Below are 15,000 nucleotides of genomic sequence, written 5' to 3' on the forward strand. Positions count from 1 at the left end.
CCAAGAAAAGCTTCTAGCGAGATAAAAGGTGCCTGTACCGCAAACCGACACAGGTAGGCGAGGAGAGAATCCTAAGGTGTGCGAGAGAACTCTGGTTAAGGAACTCGGCAAAATGACCCCGTAACTTCGGGAGAAGGGGTGCTTTCTTAACGGAAAGCCGCAGTGAATAGGCCCAAGCGACTGTTTAGCAAAAACACAGCTCTCTGCGAAGCCGTAAGGCGAAGTATAGGGGGTGACACCTGCCCGGTGCTGGAAGGTTAAGGAGAGGGGTTAGCGTAAGCGAAGCTCTGAACTGAAGCCCCAGTAAACGGCGGCCGTAACTATAACGGTCCTAAGGTAGCGAAATTCCTTGTCGGGTAAGTTCCGACCCGCACGAAAGGTGTAACGATTTGGGCACTGTCTCAACCAGAGACTCGGTGAAATTATAGTACCTGTGAAGATGCAGGTTACCCGCGACAGGACGGAAAGACCCCGTGGAGCTTTACTGTAGCCTGATATTGAATTTTGGTACAGTTTGTACAGGATAGGCGGGAGCCATTGAAACCGGAGCGCTAGCTTCGGTGGAGGCGCTGGTGGGATACCGCCCTGACTGTATTGAAATTCTAACCTACGGGTCTTATCGACCCGGGAGACAGTGTCAGGTGGGCAGTTTGACTGGGGCGGTCGCCTCCTAAAGTGTAACGGAGGCGCCCAAAGGTTCCCTCAGAATGGTTGGAAATCATTCGTAGAGTGCAAAGGCATAAGGGAGCTTGACTGCGAGACCTACAAGTCGAGCAGGGACGAAAGTCGGGCTTAGTGATCCGGTGGTTCCGCATGGAAGGGCCATCGCTCAACGGATAAAAGCTACCCCGGGGATAACAGGCTTATCTCCCCCAAGAGTCCACATCGACGGGGAGGTTTGGCACCTCGATGTCGGCTCATCGCATCCTGGGGCTGTAGTCGGTCCCAAGGGTTGGGCTGTTCGCCCATTAAAGCGGTACGCGAGCTGGGTTCAGAACGTCGTGAGACAGTTCGGTCCCTATCCGTCGTGGGCGTAGGAAATTTGAGAGGAGCTGTCCTTAGTACGAGAGGACCGGGATGGACGCACCGCTGGTGTACCAGTTGTTCTGCCAAGGGCATAGCTGGGTAGCTATGTGCGGAAGGGATAAGTGCTGAAAGCATCTAAGCATGAAGCCCCCCTCAAGATGAGATTTCCCATAGCGTAAGCTAGTAAGATCCCTGAAAGATGATCAGGTTGATAGGTTCGAGGTGGAAGCATGGTGACATGTGGAGCTGACGAATACTAATAGATCGAGGACTTAACCATATAATATGTAGCAATGTTATCTAGTTTTGAAGGAATATGCCTTCATAGTTTGGTGATGATGGCAGAGAGGTCACACCCGTTCCCATACCGAACACGGAAGTTAAGCTCTCTAGCGCCGATGGTAGTTGGGACCTTGTCCCTGTGAGAGTAGGACGTCGCCAAGCAACTAAAAACACAAGTCTTTTGACTTGTGTTTTTTTATTTCCCATGAAATAGGTTCGGTTCTGTTAGTAAAAAAGACGAAATATAGTAAGGGATTTTTTGAGCAGAAATAGTAAGAAATTGATAAATAAATGGATAATCTTCAGAGCCGTAGCTCCCAAGTAAATCATACCACCAATCTGTTTCGTATCTAGAAATCATACTTAAATTGTAGAGCAATAAATAGTGAACAAGAAGTTCAGGTAATATGGGTTTAGGATTTCTCGGGTCAGTTGGAATTGGTAAGTAATAAGTATCAGCAAGATATTCGTAGTATAAGGGCGTACTATATACAGGGTTCCACGACTGGATAGGGGCTGTAAAAAGCAAGTTTGATTTGCTCGTTTTCCCGGAGACATGTTGTATGGATAAATGCTTACAAGTTGATTCAATGTAACGTGAAAATCTCTCTGTAGTCATATGAAGTCGATCTAGTATGTTGGCCGAAAAGGAAAGTTCATTTGTATTTGTTGAATCAATTTTATATAAAGTGCCCCCTCTTTGACTGTAGCGAAATAAATTTTGTAATTCAGGAATATTTCCCATTAAATCCAGCATGTTAAACTTTTCCGCTTCTAAGTGTTTCATGTGAAACAGCTGTTCTGCAACATGAGTAAATAATCCATTTTTTTGTACCTTCACCTCATCTTCTAAAAATTGATATCCCTGTTTTTTTCGTTTGCGAGTTGTAACACCATGAGCTAAAACAGTAGTGGATTCTGGATAGTTCGGATCAATAGTTAGTAAGCAGGCTTTAAAAAGTTGGCTCATTCCATAAAACAATAACATTGGCTGAATCGAAAAGGGGGCCACCTTATATAATTCATAATAGTTTTTCCCGTGTTCTAAGTAATAAATAAAGGGATAACAATTTTCGAAACTTTTTTTTTCAGCATCTTGTATGGAGAATTTTTCATAACAACGGGCAAGATAACGTTGTACATTTTGAGATGAAAAGAAGAAACTTAGTTGCTGCCAAGTACAATGTGTTTGATGCATATATTACGCTCCTTTTATTGTCTAAAAATTCTAACATATATATACGTCCTTGACAGTATTTTAACCAATTGATAAGCTACTAATAATAATTTCTGGTATCATGGGGGGAACAATTATGTGGGAATCTAAATTTGTTAAAGAAGGTTTGACTTTTGATGACGTATTACTTGTACCAGCAAAGTCAGATGTACTACCAAGAGAAGTAAGTGTTAAAACAGTTTTATCTGAAAGCTTACAGTTAAATATCCCGTTAATTAGTGCAGGAATGGATACAGTAACAGAAGCTGATATGGCTATTGCAATGGCTCGTCAAGGCGGTTTAGGAATTATTCATAAAAACATGTCTATCGAACAACAAGCGGAGCAAGTTGATAAAGTAAAACGTTCTGAAAGTGGCGTTATTTCAGATCCTTTCTTTTTAACTCCAGAACATCAAGTATATGATGCAGAGCATCTTATGGGAAAATACCGTATCTCAGGTGTACCGGTTGTAAATAATTTAGACGAGCGAAAATTAGTTGGTATTATTACAAACCGTGATATGCGTTTTATCCAAGACTACTCAATCAAAATTTCCGACGTAATGACAAAAGAAAAGCTAATTACAGCTCCAGTTGGTACTACGCTGGAAGAAGCTGAAAAGATCCTACAAAAGTATAAAATTGAAAAACTCCCTCTTGTTGATAACAACGGTGTATTACAAGGGCTTATTACAATAAAAGATATTGAAAAAGTAATTGAATTCCCAAATTCTGCGAAGGATAAGCAAGGACGCTTATTAGTTGGAGCAGCGGTTGGTGTAACGGCTGATGCAATGCTTCGTATCGACGCATTGGTAAAAGCTAGCGTAGATGCAATCGTACTTGATACAGCTCATGGACATTCTCAAGGTGTTATTGATAAGGTAAAAGAAGTTCGTGCGAAATATCCAGCACTAAATATTATCGCTGGAAATGTTGCTACTGCTGAAGCAACGAAGGCATTAATTGAAGCGGGTGCAAACGTAGTTAAAGTTGGTATTGGACCAGGCTCTATCTGTACAACACGCGTTGTAGCTGGCGTTGGTGTACCACAATTAACAGCAGTTTATGATTGTGCAACAGAAGCTCGTAAACACGGTATCCCAGTTATTGCTGATGGTGGTGTTAAGTACTCTGGTGACATGGTAAAAGCTTTAGCAGCAGGAGCACACGTTGTTATGCTAGGTAGTATGTTTGCTGGTGTTGCTGAAAGCCCTGGAGAAACTGAAATTTACCAAGGCCGTCAATTTAAAGTATATCGTGGTATGGGTTCTGTCGGAGCGATGGAAAAAGGAAGTAAAGATCGTTACTTCCAAGAAGGAAATAAGAAACTTGTTCCAGAAGGTATTGAAGGTCGAGTACCATATAAAGGGCCTTTAGCAGATACAGTTCATCAATTAGTTGGTGGATTACGTGCCGGTATGGGATATTGCGGAGCGCAGAATTTAGAATTCTTACGTGAGAATGCGCAATTCATTCGTATGTCAGGTGCTGGTTTACGTGAAAGCCACCCTCATCACGTACAAATTACAAAAGAGGCTCCAAACTACTCATTATAATGTCTTATATACAAATAGACAGAGATTTGATATCTCTGTCTATTTTTTTTTGATTATGTTAGAATAACGGTTATGTGAGTACATAGATATTGGGGGTAGCAAAAGTGAAAGGTATGTTTTGCAAAAGATTCATTGCTTTAGTAACAATGCTTACACTAGCTTGTAGTATGTTGTTACCATTTAGCAATGCATCAGCAGAAACAGGATCTGCTCTAAACATTGAAGCAGGTGCAGCAATTTTAGTTGAAGCGAATTCTGGAAAAATTTTATATCAAAAGAATGCAGATGAATTATTATCAATTGCTAGTATGACAAAGATGATGAGTGAATATTTAGTTCATGAAGCAGTGGATAAAGGAAAACTTAAGTGGGATCAAAAAATTAAGGTTTCTGAATATGCGTATAAAGTTTCACAAGATGCTTCATTATCAAATGTTGCATTAGAAAATGGTGGCACTTATACAGTAAAAGAGCTATACGAAGCAATGGCAATCTTTTCTGCAAATGGTGCAACAATTGCATTAGCAGAAGCAATTGCAGGTAAAGAAGTAGACTTCGTAAAAATGATGAATGATAAATCAAAAGAACTAGGGTTGAAAAATTATAAATTTGTCAATTCTACAGGTTTAACGAACAAAGATTTAAAGGGAATGCATCCTGAAGGAACAACAGCAGATGAAGAAAATAAAATGTCTGCAAAGGATGTTGCAACTTTAGCACAACATTTAATTAAAGATTATCCAAAAGTGTTAGATACAGCAAAAATCCCGAAAAAAGAATTCCGTCCAGAAAAAGAGAAGTTTGCAATGTCGAACTGGAACTGGATGTTAAAGGGCTTAGTGAAAGAATATGATGGCGTTGATGGCCTGAAAACAGGCTCGACTCCAGAAGCAGGGGATTGTTTCACTGGTACGGTTGAAAGAAACGGTATGCGTTTTATTTCTGTAGTTATTAAAACAAGTTCTCATACAGCACGTTTTGATGAAACAAAGAAGCTATATGATTATGGATTTGCTAACTTTGAAATGAAGCAAATGTATAAAAAAGATTCTTCAGTAAAAGGGCAAGAAACAGTACGAGTAGAAAATGCTAAAGAAAAAGATGTAGCAGTTCAAACAAAACAAGCTGTTTCACTTCCAGTACCAAAAGGAAGTAAAGATGTTTATAAAACAGAATTAAAAGAAGCAAGTAAGGGACAAGAAGCACCGATTAAAAAGGGAGCTGCACTTGGCCAAATGGTAATCACACCAAAAGATGCGAATGATCCTGGATTTTTATCTGGTAAGTCATTACAAATAGATCTTGTAACAACATCTGCAGTAGAAGAAGCGAATTGGTTTACTCGTTCTATGCGTGGAATTGGTTCTTTCTTTAGTGGTATATGGAATAGTGCTGTTGATACAGTAAAAGGTTGGTTTTAAAAGCTCCTCATTGTAGGGGCTTTTTCTTATTCCTATTTTTCATACCGACTTTATGAAAAAGTAGTAGACAAGCATCTGATAGTTAGTGGTAGAATGTAAGAGTATTCTTAATTTTCGCCTTTAACGGGGAAAAGCAATTCACCTAGGGGGGTTTTTGTAACATGACAAATGTAACAGGGACAGAACGTGTAAAACGTGGAATGGCAGAAATGCAAAAAGGCGGCGTTATTATGGACGTAATTAACGCTGAACAAGCAAAAATTGCAGAAGAGGCAGGCGCAGTTGCCGTTATGGCACTAGAGCGTGTACCAGCAGATATTCGTGCAGCAGGTGGCGTTTCTCGTATGGCAGACCCAACGATCGTTGAAGAAGTTATGGGTGCAGTGTCAATTCCGGTTATGGCAAAATGCCGTATCGGTCACCTTGTAGAAGCACGTGTATTAGAATCATTAGGGGTAGACTATATCGATGAGAGTGAAGTATTAACTCCTGCTGATGAAGTATACCATTTAAATAAACGTGATTACACAGTTCCGTTTGTATGTGGTTGCCGTGATATCGGAGAAGCTGCACGTCGTATTGCAGAAGGTGCATCTATGCTTCGTACAAAAGGTGAACCAGGAACAGGAAACATTGTAGAGGCAGTGCGTCATATGCGCCAAGTCAATGCAGAAATCCGTCAAGTTGCAAGTCTACGTGAAGATGAGTTAATGACATATGCAAAAAATACTGGTGCTCCTTATGAAGTACTACTTGAAATTAAACGCCTTGGTCGTTTGCCAGTTGTCAACTTCGCAGCAGGTGGTGTAGCAACACCAGCAGATGCAGCGTTAATGATGCAACTTGGTGCGGATGGTGTATTTGTTGGATCTGGTATCTTCAAATCAGAGAATCCAGAGAAATTTGCACGCGCAATCGTTGAAGCGACGACTCATTATGAAGATTACGAACTAATTGCAAGCCTTTCTAAAGGATTAGGTAATGCGATGAAAGGTATCGAAATTTCAACGTTATTACCAGAACAACGCATGCAAGAGCGTGGATGGTAATTGAAGGAGAACTTTAAAATGGTGAAAATCGGTGTACTAGGTCTTCAAGGTGCAGTTCGTGAGCATGTGAAATCAGTTGAAGCAAGTGGTGCAGAGGCTGTTGTTGTAAAGCGTATCGAGCAACTTGAAGAGATTGATGGTCTTATTTTACCAGGCGGTGAAAGTACAACAATGCGCCGTCTTATTGATAAGTATGCTTTCATGGAACCACTTCGTACATTCGCGAAGTCTGGTAAACCAATGTTTGGTACATGTGCAGGTATGATTCTTCTTGCAAAAACACTTATTGGATATGAAGAAGCACATATTGGTGCTATGGATATTACAGTAGAGCGCAATGCGTTCGGACGCCAAAAAGATAGCTTTGAAGCCGCACTTTCAATTAAAGGTGTAGGAGAAGACTTTATTGGTGTATTTATCCGTGCTCCGTATGTTGTACGTGTAGCTGATGATGTTGAAATACTTTCCACACATGGTAATCGAATGGTAGCAGTAAAACAAAATCAGTTTTTAGCTGCTTCATTCCATCCAGAATTAACGGATGATCATCGTGTTACAGCATACTTTGTAGAAATGGTAAAAGAAGCGAAAATGAAAAAAGTTGTATAAGTAACTTGCAACTTGTATAAGATTATAGTAAATTGATGGTAACAATTTTATAAAATAAGCGTGTTGATAGGAAGTAGTAACAAATGCCGTTTCTTATAGAGAGTCGATGGTTGGTGGAAATCGATAGAAACAGTTTGTGAATCCATCCTGGAATGGAATGTGGAATATCTTTATGGTTAGTAAACATTCCCGGTGAAGAGCCGTTATTTCTACTTGAGAGGAAGGCGGTAATGCTTTCAACTAGGGTGGCAACGCGGGTTAACTCCCGTCCCTTTATATAGGGACGGGAGTTTTTTGTGTTTTATAAAATAAAAGGAGGAGTATATAATGCTTGATATTAAATTTTTACGTACAAATTTTGAAGAAGTAAAAGCAAAGTTACAGCATAGAGGCGAAGACTTAACTGATTTTGGTCGCTTTGAAGAACTGGATACGAGAAGAAGGGAATTACTTGTTCAAACAGAGGAACTAAAAAGTAAACGTAACGAAGTATCTCAACAAATCTCTGTATTGAAGCGCGAAAAGAAAGATGCAGAAGCTCTAATTCTAGAGATGCGTGAAGTTGGAGAAAAAGTAAAAGATTTTGATAATGAACTTCGTACAGTTGAAGAAGATTTAGAAAGATTAATGTTATCTATTCCAAATATCCCTCATGAATCTGCTCCAGTTGGTGAAACAGAAGATGATAATGTAGTAGCACGTACTTGGGGAGAAGTGAAAGAATTTGCTTATGAACCAAAACCACATTGGGATCTTGCTACAGATTTAGGAATTTTAGATTTTGAGCGTGCTGGGAAAGTAACGGGAAGCCGCTTCGTATTCTATAAAGGTGCTGGCGCGAGATTAGAGCGTGCTTTAATTAGCTTTATGCTGGATCTTCATACTGATGAGCATGGATACGAAGAAGTGTTACCTCCGTATATGGTAAACCGTGCAAGTATGACAGGAACAGGACAACTTCCGAAATTTGAAGAAGATGCATTCCGTATTGAAAGTGAAGATTACTTCTTAATTCCAACAGCTGAAGTACCTGTAACGAATATGCACCGTGATGAAATCTTAAATAAAGAGCAATTGCCTATACGATATGCTGCATTTAGCTCTTGTTTCCGTTCTGAAGCAGGCTCAGCTGGCCGTGATACACGTGGCTTAATTCGTCAGCATCAGTTCAACAAAGTAGAGCTTGTAAAATTCGTAAAACCAGAAGATTCTTATGAAGAGTTAGAAAAACTAACAAATGATGCAGAACGCGTGTTACAATTATTAGAGTTGCCATATCGCGTTATGAGCATGTGCACAGGCGATTTAGGATTTACAGCAGCGAAGAAATACGATATCGAAGTATGGATTCCAAGCTATGGCACATATCGTGAAATTTCTTCTTGTAGTAATTTTGAGGCTTTCCAAGCGAGACGTGCAAATATCCGTTTCCGTCGTGAGCCAAACGGAAAACCAGAACATGTTCATACATTAAATGGATCTGGTCTTGCAATTGGACGTACGGTTGCAGCTATTTTAGAGAACTACCAACAAGAAGATGGTACAATTATAATTCCAGAAGTTCTTCGCCCTTATATGGGAGGAAAAACAGTTATTAAGTAAATATAAACATTCATCGGTATGAGTGATTGGTAATTATGAGCGTTGTCAGTACTATAATGTAGGAGAGGAGAAGTAACATTTTCCTTTCCTCATAATTTATTTTAGTAGGGTTGACTAACTGTTTTTCTTTTGATATTATATTTGATGTCAATATGGAGGTATACCCAAGTCCGGCTGAAGGGATCGGTCTTGAAAACCGACAGGCGGCGAGAGTCGCGCGGGGGTTCGAATCCCTCTACCTCCTCCAGATATAATTGACAACAGCGCATATAAGTGGAGATTGGAGAACTCGTTACCAACACGTAACGAGTTTTTATTTTAAAACCAATCATAAAGTATGGTGTAAGGAGATTTTCTCCTTATTACACACTCATATTCCGATGATTATCTTCATAGATATGAAAGGAGTCAACATGGATCTTATTATACAAACGTTTCCTTTAGATGGAAAAACTTTATATTATGTACAATGTCCTGTCTGTAAGAACAATAGAATTTTAAACAGTGGTGCAAATGTTTCACGTATTATTAGCGATGATACATTCCGTAAACTTTGTGGTTGCACTTGTGATGTAAAGCAAACTGCGACAAAAGTAGAGGCGCCAAAAAAAGTTGAAAAAGCAGCTGCAAAGAAAGAAGCAGCTCCAAAACGTACAGGTAAAGTATTAACAGCGGTGATTAACGGGAAAGAAATGACTGTTAAAGAGATTGCTGAAACATACGATATTAGTACAAGTACTGTTCGTCAGCGTATTAATGCTGGAAAACCTGAGAGTGAAATTATTGCTCCGACAAAAAAGAAGTAATTTAATAGAAAAACCCGTGCATATGCACGGGTTTTTTATTTTACAAGTTTACGTGTTTGTTTTAAAAAATGGCCAATTTTTTTTATGATCGGTTCAATTGAATCGCCATCTTTTAAGATGTCGTATTCATTAATGTTTAATCGTAAAACAGGGCATGCATTAAAGTTATTAATCCAGTTTTCGTAACGGCCATGCATCTCTTTCCAATACTCAATTGGTGTTTGTTGTTCCATCGGACGTCCGCGTTCTTGGATACGATCAACAATATCATCGAAAGAACCTTCTAAGTAAATTAATAAATCAGGATGAGGGAAGTAAGGAGTCATGACCATAGCGTCAAATAAACCTTTGTATGTTTCATAATCAGTTTCCGTCATTGTACCTTTTTCATGATGCATCTTTGCAAAAATGCCAGTGTCTTCATAGATAGAGCGATCTTGAACAAAACCGCCACCGTATTCAAAAATTCTTTTTTGTTCTTTAAATCGTTCTGCTAAAAAGTACACTTGCAAGTGAAAGCTCCAGCGTGTGAAATCAGCATAGAACTTGTCCAAATACGGGTTAGAGTCTACCTTTTCAAATGATGTGCGATAGCCTAAAGCGTTAGCCAATGCAGTTGTCATAGTTGATTTACCGACACCTACTGTTCCAGCAATCGTGATTACTGCGTCATTGGGTATATCATATTTTTGCCTTAAATTCATTATTATTTCGACTCCTTTAAGAGAGTATTTTGAAGGGCAGATAGGATGATATTTAAATCATCAGGATTTTTTACAAAATCCATATCGTCTCCGTTAAATTTCAATACTGGGATTTCTGGATGATCCTTTTTAAACGTATCCATTGCAGTTTCATAATCTTTTGTGAGCTGTAGTAAGTAATTTGGATCCATATTTTTTTCGAATTCTCTTCCGCGTTTTGCAATTCGTGCTTGTAATGTTTCCAAGCTAGCCGTTAAATAAACGATTACGTTTGGTACAGGCATATCTTGTGTAAGGATACGATAGATTTGCATGTACTTATCGTATTGAGAATCTTTTAATGTACGGGATGCGAAAATTAGATTTTTAAATATATGATAATCTGCTACTACTGGCTTCCTTTGATTCAAATACTTTATGTTAATATCTTCTAATTGTTTGTATCTATTACAAAGAAAGAACATCTCTGTTTGAAAACTCCATTCGTCGATGTCTTCATAGAACTTTCCTAAAAAAGGGTTTTCATCAACAATCTCTTTCAGTAAGTGGAGTTGCATGTGAGTTGAAATTTCCTTCGCAAGTGAAGTTTTTCCAACACCAATTGGTCCTTCAACCGTGATAAATGGTACTCCGGTCACGCTGTTTCCTCCTTTCAATCAGTGATTTACCGTGACTACTAAAAACACAAAACAGAATTATTGTAGCACAAGAGGGAAGCGAGCGGGTTAATTTGATATAAAAAGTTAGAAAATAGATATATGTATTAATGAATTTTTATTTGAGATGACGGTACTATATTTGCTTTTAATGTGGCTTCCATTATTTTTAAAGCATGTAAGTTATCCTGATCATGATTAGAAGCAATACAGTCCTGTGGTACATACAGTGTATAATTTCTCATATGAGCATCGTTAGCTGTAAAGAGGATACATATATTCCCTGCGACTCCTGTTAATATTAGATTTTCTATTTTTAAATAGCCTAATAAAGAATTTAAAGGTGTTTCATAAAAAGCGGAGTAATGTGGTTTAATAAAAATGTAATCATCGGAATTGGGGGCAATCTTACGAATGATATTTTCACTATACTCATTTGTACAATGAGTAATTAGTTGGTCAATATCAGATCTCCAAAGTTGATAATGGTCATTAACATAAATTATGGGATAACCAAAGGATTTCATTGTTTTCTTTAATTGTAGAATAGGGTTTGTTATAATTTCGCATTTTTTGGCTAGGGTGGGCCCGTGTGAAAATTGAAAGTCATTAATCATATCGATAATGAGTAAGGCAGTATTCTTCATATGTAATCCCCTCTCTTTTTTATTAGGGTGGATTGAATTTGTAAAAGTTATCCCATGTGTAGTAAATGGAAATTAGTGTACGTTATTTGTAATGAAAGGACTATGGTATGGAACACGATCAAGATATTTATTTTATGCAGTTAGCAATAGAAGAAGCTAAAAAGGCAGAGGCAATACAAGAAGTACCGATTGGTGCAGTTATAGTGTTAGATGGTGAAGTAATTAGTGTTGCTCATAATTTAAGGGAAACTGAGCAAAGATCAATAGCGCACGCTGAGTTACTAGCTATTGATGAGGCGTGCAAAAAATTAGGGACATGGCGTTTAGAAGATGCGACATTATATGTAACATTAGAGCCTTGTCCGATGTGTGCGGGTGGAATTGTTTTATCGCGAGTGAAGCGAGTTGTATATGGTGCAAGTGATCCGAAAGGTGGATGTGCAGGGACGTTGATGAATCTTTTAACGGATGAACGCTTTAATCATCAGTGTGAAGTAGTGGCTGGTGTGTTAGAAGAAGAATGCGGTACGTTGTTAACAAACTTTTTTAGAGAGCTTCGAAAAAAAAGAAAAGCGAGCAAGAAATTAGAGAAAAGCAAAGAGAATTAACGTATTTGCATTTTATAAAAAAACAAGTTATACTGATAATGCCTTTAATGAAGGCAACCGAATATTGGTTTTAACTTTGCCGTGCTAAGCGGGGAGGTAGCGGTGCCCTATACTCGCAATCCGCTCTAGCGAGGCCGAATCCCTTCTCGAGGTTATGTTGCTGTAAGGTCTGCCTTAAGTAAGTGGTGTTGACGTTTGGGTCCTGCGCAACGGGACCCCGTGAACCTTGTCAGGTCCGGAAGGAAGCAGCAATAAGCGGGTCTTCTCGTGTGCCGCAGGAGTGCCTGAACCGAGCTAACTGCTTGAGTAACGCTTATGGTACGTAATCGACAGAAGGTGCACGGCAGTTATATATGTATACAAAACTCACCTTAATATTAAGGTGAGTTTTTTGTATAGAAAATAACTTTTGGAATCTATAAACAGAATGGGTTATAATAAATGAGATAATAACCTTTGAGGGAGGCCGTATTTTCGTGTCATACCAAGCGTTATACCGAACATGGAGACCGCAAAAATTTGAAGATGTAGTTGGTCAAAAGCACGTGACAAAAACGTTGCAAAATGCCCTTCTTCAAGAGAAAGTTTCACATGCTTATTTATTTTCTGGGCCGAGGGGAACAGGAAAAACGACAATTGCAAAAGTATTTGCAAAAGCAATCAACTGTGAACATGCTCCGGTAGCTGAACCTTGTAATGAATGTCCTTCTTGTTTGGGGATTACACAAGGATCCATTTCAGATGTATTAGAAATTGATGCGGCTTCAAATAACGGTGTAGATGAAATTCGAGATATTAGAGATAAAGTAAAATATGCTCCAAGTGCTGTAGAATATAAAGTATACATTATTGATGAAGTTCACATGCTTTCTATGGGTGCCTTCAATGCGCTTTTAAAAACGTTAGAAGAGCCGCCGGGACATGTCATCTTTATTTTGGCGACAACAGAACCGCATAAGATTCCGCCTACAATTATTTCACGTTGCCAACGTTTTGAATTTCGAAAGATATCAGTAAATGATATTGTTGAGAGATTATCGACGGTTGTGACGAATGAAGGTACGCAAGTAGAAGATGAGGCGTTACAAATTGTTGCACGTGCTGCTGAGGGTGGTATGCGTGATGCGCTTAGTCTTATTGATCAGGCAATATCTTATAGTGATGAGACAGTTACGACAGAAGATGTATTAGCTGTGACAGGTTCTGTTTCCCAGCAATACTTAGGTAACTTAGTAGAATGTATACGTGAAAATGATGTATCAAGAGCATTACGTATCATAGATGAGATGATGGGTAAAGGGAAAGATCCAGTTCGTTTTATGGAGGATTTCATTTACTATTATCGTGACATGCTTTTATATCAAACTTCACCACAACTGGAACATATGTTGGAACGAGTAATGGTAGATGAGCAGTTCCGGATGTTAAGTGAAGAAATGCAACCGGAAGTAATCTATGAAATCATTCATACTCTTAGTAAGGGACAACAGGAAATGAAGTGGACAAATCATCCGCGAATTTTCTTAGAAGTTGTTATGGTACAACTGTGTCAACAGTTTATGATGCAAGCGAACGGTGCAGATCGTTTACAAGCAATTATGAACAGGATGCAGCAATTGGAGAAAGAGTTAGAAGAAGTCAAAAAGAATGGTGTGCCGGCTGGTGTGCAGCAGGAAGTCAGAGAGACACGTGCAACACCAAAGCCAGTGCGTACAGGTAGTATGAAGATTCCTGTCGGACGTGTAAATGAAGTGTTAAAGCAAGCGAAACGTCAGGATTTAGAAAAATTAAAAGCTGTGTGGGGTGAGTTGTTAGGAAGACTCAAAGCATACAACAAAGTAGCGTTTGCTGTTTTATTAGAAAATAGCGAACCAGTAGCGGCTTCGGATGATACTTACGTGTTAGCGTTTCAATATGAAATTCACTGTAAAATGGCAAGCGAAAACCGAGAAGCTATGGATACAGTGGAACAAGCTTTATTTGAATTGCTAAGTAAAAGATTAAATATGATTGCCATTCCAAAAAGTGAATGGGGTAAAATCCGTGAAGATTTTTTACAGCGTGAAGGTGGGAATGCTGAAGAAAGCCCAGAGAAAAAAGAAGACCCTCTTATAGAAGAGGCGGTAAAATTAGTAGGGCAAGAACTTATTGAAATAAAAGAGTAATAATAATTAGGAGGAATGAATTATGATGCGTGGCGGAATGGGAAATATGAATAACATGATGAAACAAATGCAAAAAATGCAAAAAGATATGGCGAAAGCGCAAGAAGAACTTGGCGAAAAAACAGTTGAAGGTACAGCTGGTGGCGGTATGATTACAGTTATTGCAAATGGTCATAAGCAAATTCTTGAAGTGAAAGTTAAAGAAGAAGTTGTAGATCCAGAAGATATCGAAATGTTACAAGACTTAGTGTTAGCTGCAACAAATGATGCACTTAAAAAAGCTGATGAACTTTCAAATTCTACAATGGGTAAATTTACAAAAGGCTTAAACTTACCGGGTGGAATGTTCTAGGAGGATATTGATATATGCATTATCCAGAACCGATATCAAAACTAATTGATAGTTTTATGAAGTTGCCAGGGATCGGACCGAAAACAGCGGTTCGCTTGGCATTTTTCGTATTAGATATGAAAGAAGATGATGTGTTAGGTTTTGCAAAAGCACTTGTGAATGCGAAGCGAGATTTAGCGTATTGTTCTGTATGCGGACATATTACTGACCGCGACCCTTGTTATATTTGTAATGATTCACATCGAGATCAATCGGTTGTTTGTGTTGTGCAAGAACCGAAAGATGTAATCGCAATG

At 38.8% G+C, this 15,000-nt stretch carries 14 protein-coding genes, 1 tRNA gene, 2 rRNA genes, 1 other RNA gene and 1 other annotated feature (2 of these 19 running past the window's edge); of the genes, 14 read left to right on the forward strand and 4 right to left on the reverse strand.

The window, feature by feature from the left end:
* Positions 1-1,306 (forward strand): 23S ribosomal RNA (locus ACHZK0_RS00050); it begins 1,616 nt to the left of the window's first position.
* A 48-nt stretch (positions 1,307-1,354) separates the two neighbouring features.
* Positions 1,355-1,470 (forward strand): 5S ribosomal RNA (gene rrf / locus ACHZK0_RS00055).
* A gap of 34 nt (positions 1,471-1,504) precedes the next feature.
* Here rrf and ACHZK0_RS00060 read toward each other — a convergent pair.
* A complete protein-coding gene (locus ACHZK0_RS00060; protein WP_262743174.1) occupies positions 1,505-2,506 on the reverse strand; it encodes a YaaC family protein in 1,002 nt (333 codons plus the stop codon).
* 115 nt (positions 2,507-2,621) lie between these two features.
* On the opposite strand from ACHZK0_RS00060, the gene guaB reads away from it, so the two are divergent.
* The 7 genes from guaB (at position 2,622) to ACHZK0_RS00095 (ending at position 9,572) form a co-directional block, all read left to right on the forward strand.
* Positions 2,622-4,085 carry an IMP dehydrogenase gene (gene guaB / locus ACHZK0_RS00065; protein ID WP_063261967.1) on the forward strand — a complete coding sequence of 488 codons (1,464 nt, stop codon included), beginning with the start codon at positions 2,622-2,624 and terminating at the stop codon, positions 4,083-4,085.
* Between the two features lie 113 nt (positions 4,086-4,198).
* A complete protein-coding gene (gene dacA, locus ACHZK0_RS00070) occupies positions 4,199-5,506 on the forward strand; it encodes a D-alanyl-D-alanine carboxypeptidase DacA (protein WP_262743180.1) in 1,308 nt (435 codons plus the stop codon).
* A 161-nt stretch (positions 5,507-5,667) separates the two neighbouring features.
* Positions 5,668-6,555: a pyridoxal 5'-phosphate synthase lyase subunit PdxS gene (pdxS, locus tag ACHZK0_RS00075; protein ID WP_000186157.1), complete on the forward strand. Its 888-nt coding sequence runs from the start codon at positions 5,668-5,670 to the stop codon at positions 6,553-6,555.
* Between the two features lie 18 nt (positions 6,556-6,573).
* Positions 6,574-7,164 carry a pyridoxal 5'-phosphate synthase glutaminase subunit PdxT gene (gene pdxT, locus ACHZK0_RS00080; protein ID WP_262743175.1) on the forward strand — a complete coding sequence of 197 codons (591 nt, stop codon included), beginning with the start codon at positions 6,574-6,576 and terminating at the stop codon, positions 7,162-7,164.
* Positions 7,165-7,218: 54 nt separating this feature from the next.
* Positions 7,219-7,440, forward strand: a binding site (T-box leader).
* 51 nt (positions 7,441-7,491) lie between these two features.
* Positions 7,492-8,766 carry a serine--tRNA ligase gene (gene serS / locus ACHZK0_RS00085; protein WP_262743176.1) on the forward strand — a complete coding sequence of 425 codons (1,275 nt, stop codon included), beginning with the start codon at positions 7,492-7,494 and terminating at the stop codon, positions 8,764-8,766.
* 154 nt (positions 8,767-8,920) lie between these two features.
* Positions 8,921-9,013: transfer RNA gene (locus ACHZK0_RS00090), tRNA-Ser, on the forward strand.
* A gap of 166 nt (positions 9,014-9,179) precedes the next feature.
* Complete coding sequence (locus ACHZK0_RS00095; RefSeq protein WP_262743177.1) at positions 9,180-9,572, forward strand: DUF3797 domain-containing protein; 393 nt, start codon at positions 9,180-9,182, stop codon at positions 9,570-9,572.
* Between the two features lie 35 nt (positions 9,573-9,607).
* Here ACHZK0_RS00095 and ACHZK0_RS00100 read toward each other — a convergent pair whose 3' ends face one another.
* The 3 genes from ACHZK0_RS00100 to ACHZK0_RS00110 form a co-directional block, all read right to left on the reverse strand.
* Entirely contained in the window at positions 9,608-10,276 is a 669-nt protein-coding gene (locus ACHZK0_RS00100; protein WP_001053583.1) for a deoxynucleoside kinase, read from the reverse strand.
* 2 nt (positions 10,277-10,278) lie between these two features.
* Positions 10,279-10,914 (reverse strand): deoxynucleoside kinase, encoded by a 636-nt coding sequence (locus ACHZK0_RS00105; protein WP_262743178.1) that lies wholly within the window; start codon positions 10,912-10,914, stop codon positions 10,279-10,281.
* Positions 10,915-11,039: 125 nt separating this feature from the next.
* Positions 11,040-11,579, reverse strand: a complete 540-nt coding sequence (locus tag ACHZK0_RS00110) for an isochorismatase family cysteine hydrolase (RefSeq protein ID WP_061680193.1) — start codon at positions 11,577-11,579, stop codon at positions 11,040-11,042.
* 107 nt (positions 11,580-11,686) lie between these two features.
* Here ACHZK0_RS00110 and tadA point away from each other — a divergent pair, with 107 nt between their 5' ends.
* The 5 genes from tadA to recR form a co-directional block, all read left to right on the forward strand.
* Positions 11,687-12,187 carry a tRNA adenosine(34) deaminase TadA gene (tadA, locus tag ACHZK0_RS00115; RefSeq protein ID WP_063261963.1) on the forward strand — a complete coding sequence of 167 codons (501 nt, stop codon included), beginning with the start codon at positions 11,687-11,689 and terminating at the stop codon, positions 12,185-12,187.
* A gap of 79 nt (positions 12,188-12,266) precedes the next feature.
* Positions 12,267-12,531: signal recognition particle sRNA large type (ffs, locus tag ACHZK0_RS00120), an RNA gene on the forward strand.
* 132 nt (positions 12,532-12,663) lie between these two features.
* Positions 12,664-14,352 (forward strand): DNA polymerase III subunit gamma/tau, encoded by a 1,689-nt coding sequence (gene dnaX, locus ACHZK0_RS00125; RefSeq protein ID WP_262743179.1) that lies wholly within the window; start codon positions 12,664-12,666, stop codon positions 14,350-14,352.
* A gap of 25 nt (positions 14,353-14,377) precedes the next feature.
* A complete protein-coding gene (locus ACHZK0_RS00130; protein WP_170930109.1) occupies positions 14,378-14,704 on the forward strand; it encodes a YbaB/EbfC family nucleoid-associated protein in 327 nt (108 codons plus the stop codon).
* A gap of 14 nt (positions 14,705-14,718) precedes the next feature.
* Positions 14,719-15,000 carry the beginning of a recombination protein RecR gene (gene recR, locus ACHZK0_RS00135; protein WP_000559169.1) on the forward strand. The gene runs 315 nt beyond the window's last position, so the window shows 282 of its 597 coding nt (coding positions 1-282); it begins with the start codon at positions 14,719-14,721; its stop codon lies beyond the right edge, outside the window.

The sequence above is a fragment of the Bacillus sp. 3G2 genome, assembly GCF_044324725.1.
GTDB lineage: Bacteria > Bacillota > Bacilli > Bacillales > Bacillaceae_G > Bacillus_A > Bacillus_A mobilis.

Coding starts and splice junctions, on each gene's coding strand:
- ACHZK0_RS00060 (WP_262743174.1), bottom strand. CDS start 2,506: ATGCATCAAACACATTGTACTTGGCAGCAACTAAGTTTCTTCTTTTCA.
- guaB (WP_063261967.1), top strand. CDS start 2,622: ATGTGGGAATCTAAATTTGTTAAAGAAGGTTTGACTTTTGATGACGTA.
- dacA (WP_262743180.1), top strand. CDS start 4,199: ATGTTTTGCAAAAGATTCATTGCTTTAGTAACAATGCTTACACTAGCT.
- pdxS (WP_000186157.1), top strand. CDS start 5,668: ATGACAAATGTAACAGGGACAGAACGTGTAAAACGTGGAATGGCAGAA.
- pdxT (WP_262743175.1), top strand. CDS start 6,574: ATGGTGAAAATCGGTGTACTAGGTCTTCAAGGTGCAGTTCGTGAGCAT.
- serS (WP_262743176.1), top strand. CDS start 7,492: ATGCTTGATATTAAATTTTTACGTACAAATTTTGAAGAAGTAAAAGCA.
- ACHZK0_RS00095 (WP_262743177.1), top strand. CDS start 9,180: ATGGATCTTATTATACAAACGTTTCCTTTAGATGGAAAAACTTTATAT.
- ACHZK0_RS00100 (WP_001053583.1), bottom strand. CDS start 10,276: ATGAATTTAAGGCAAAAATATGATATACCCAATGACGCAGTAATCACG.
- ACHZK0_RS00110 (WP_061680193.1), bottom strand. CDS start 11,579: ATGAAGAATACTGCCTTACTCATTATCGATATGATTAATGACTTTCAA.
- tadA (WP_063261963.1), top strand. CDS start 11,687: ATGGAACACGATCAAGATATTTATTTTATGCAGTTAGCAATAGAAGAA.
- ACHZK0_RS00130 (WP_170930109.1), top strand. CDS start 14,378: ATGCGTGGCGGAATGGGAAATATGAATAACATGATGAAACAAATGCAA.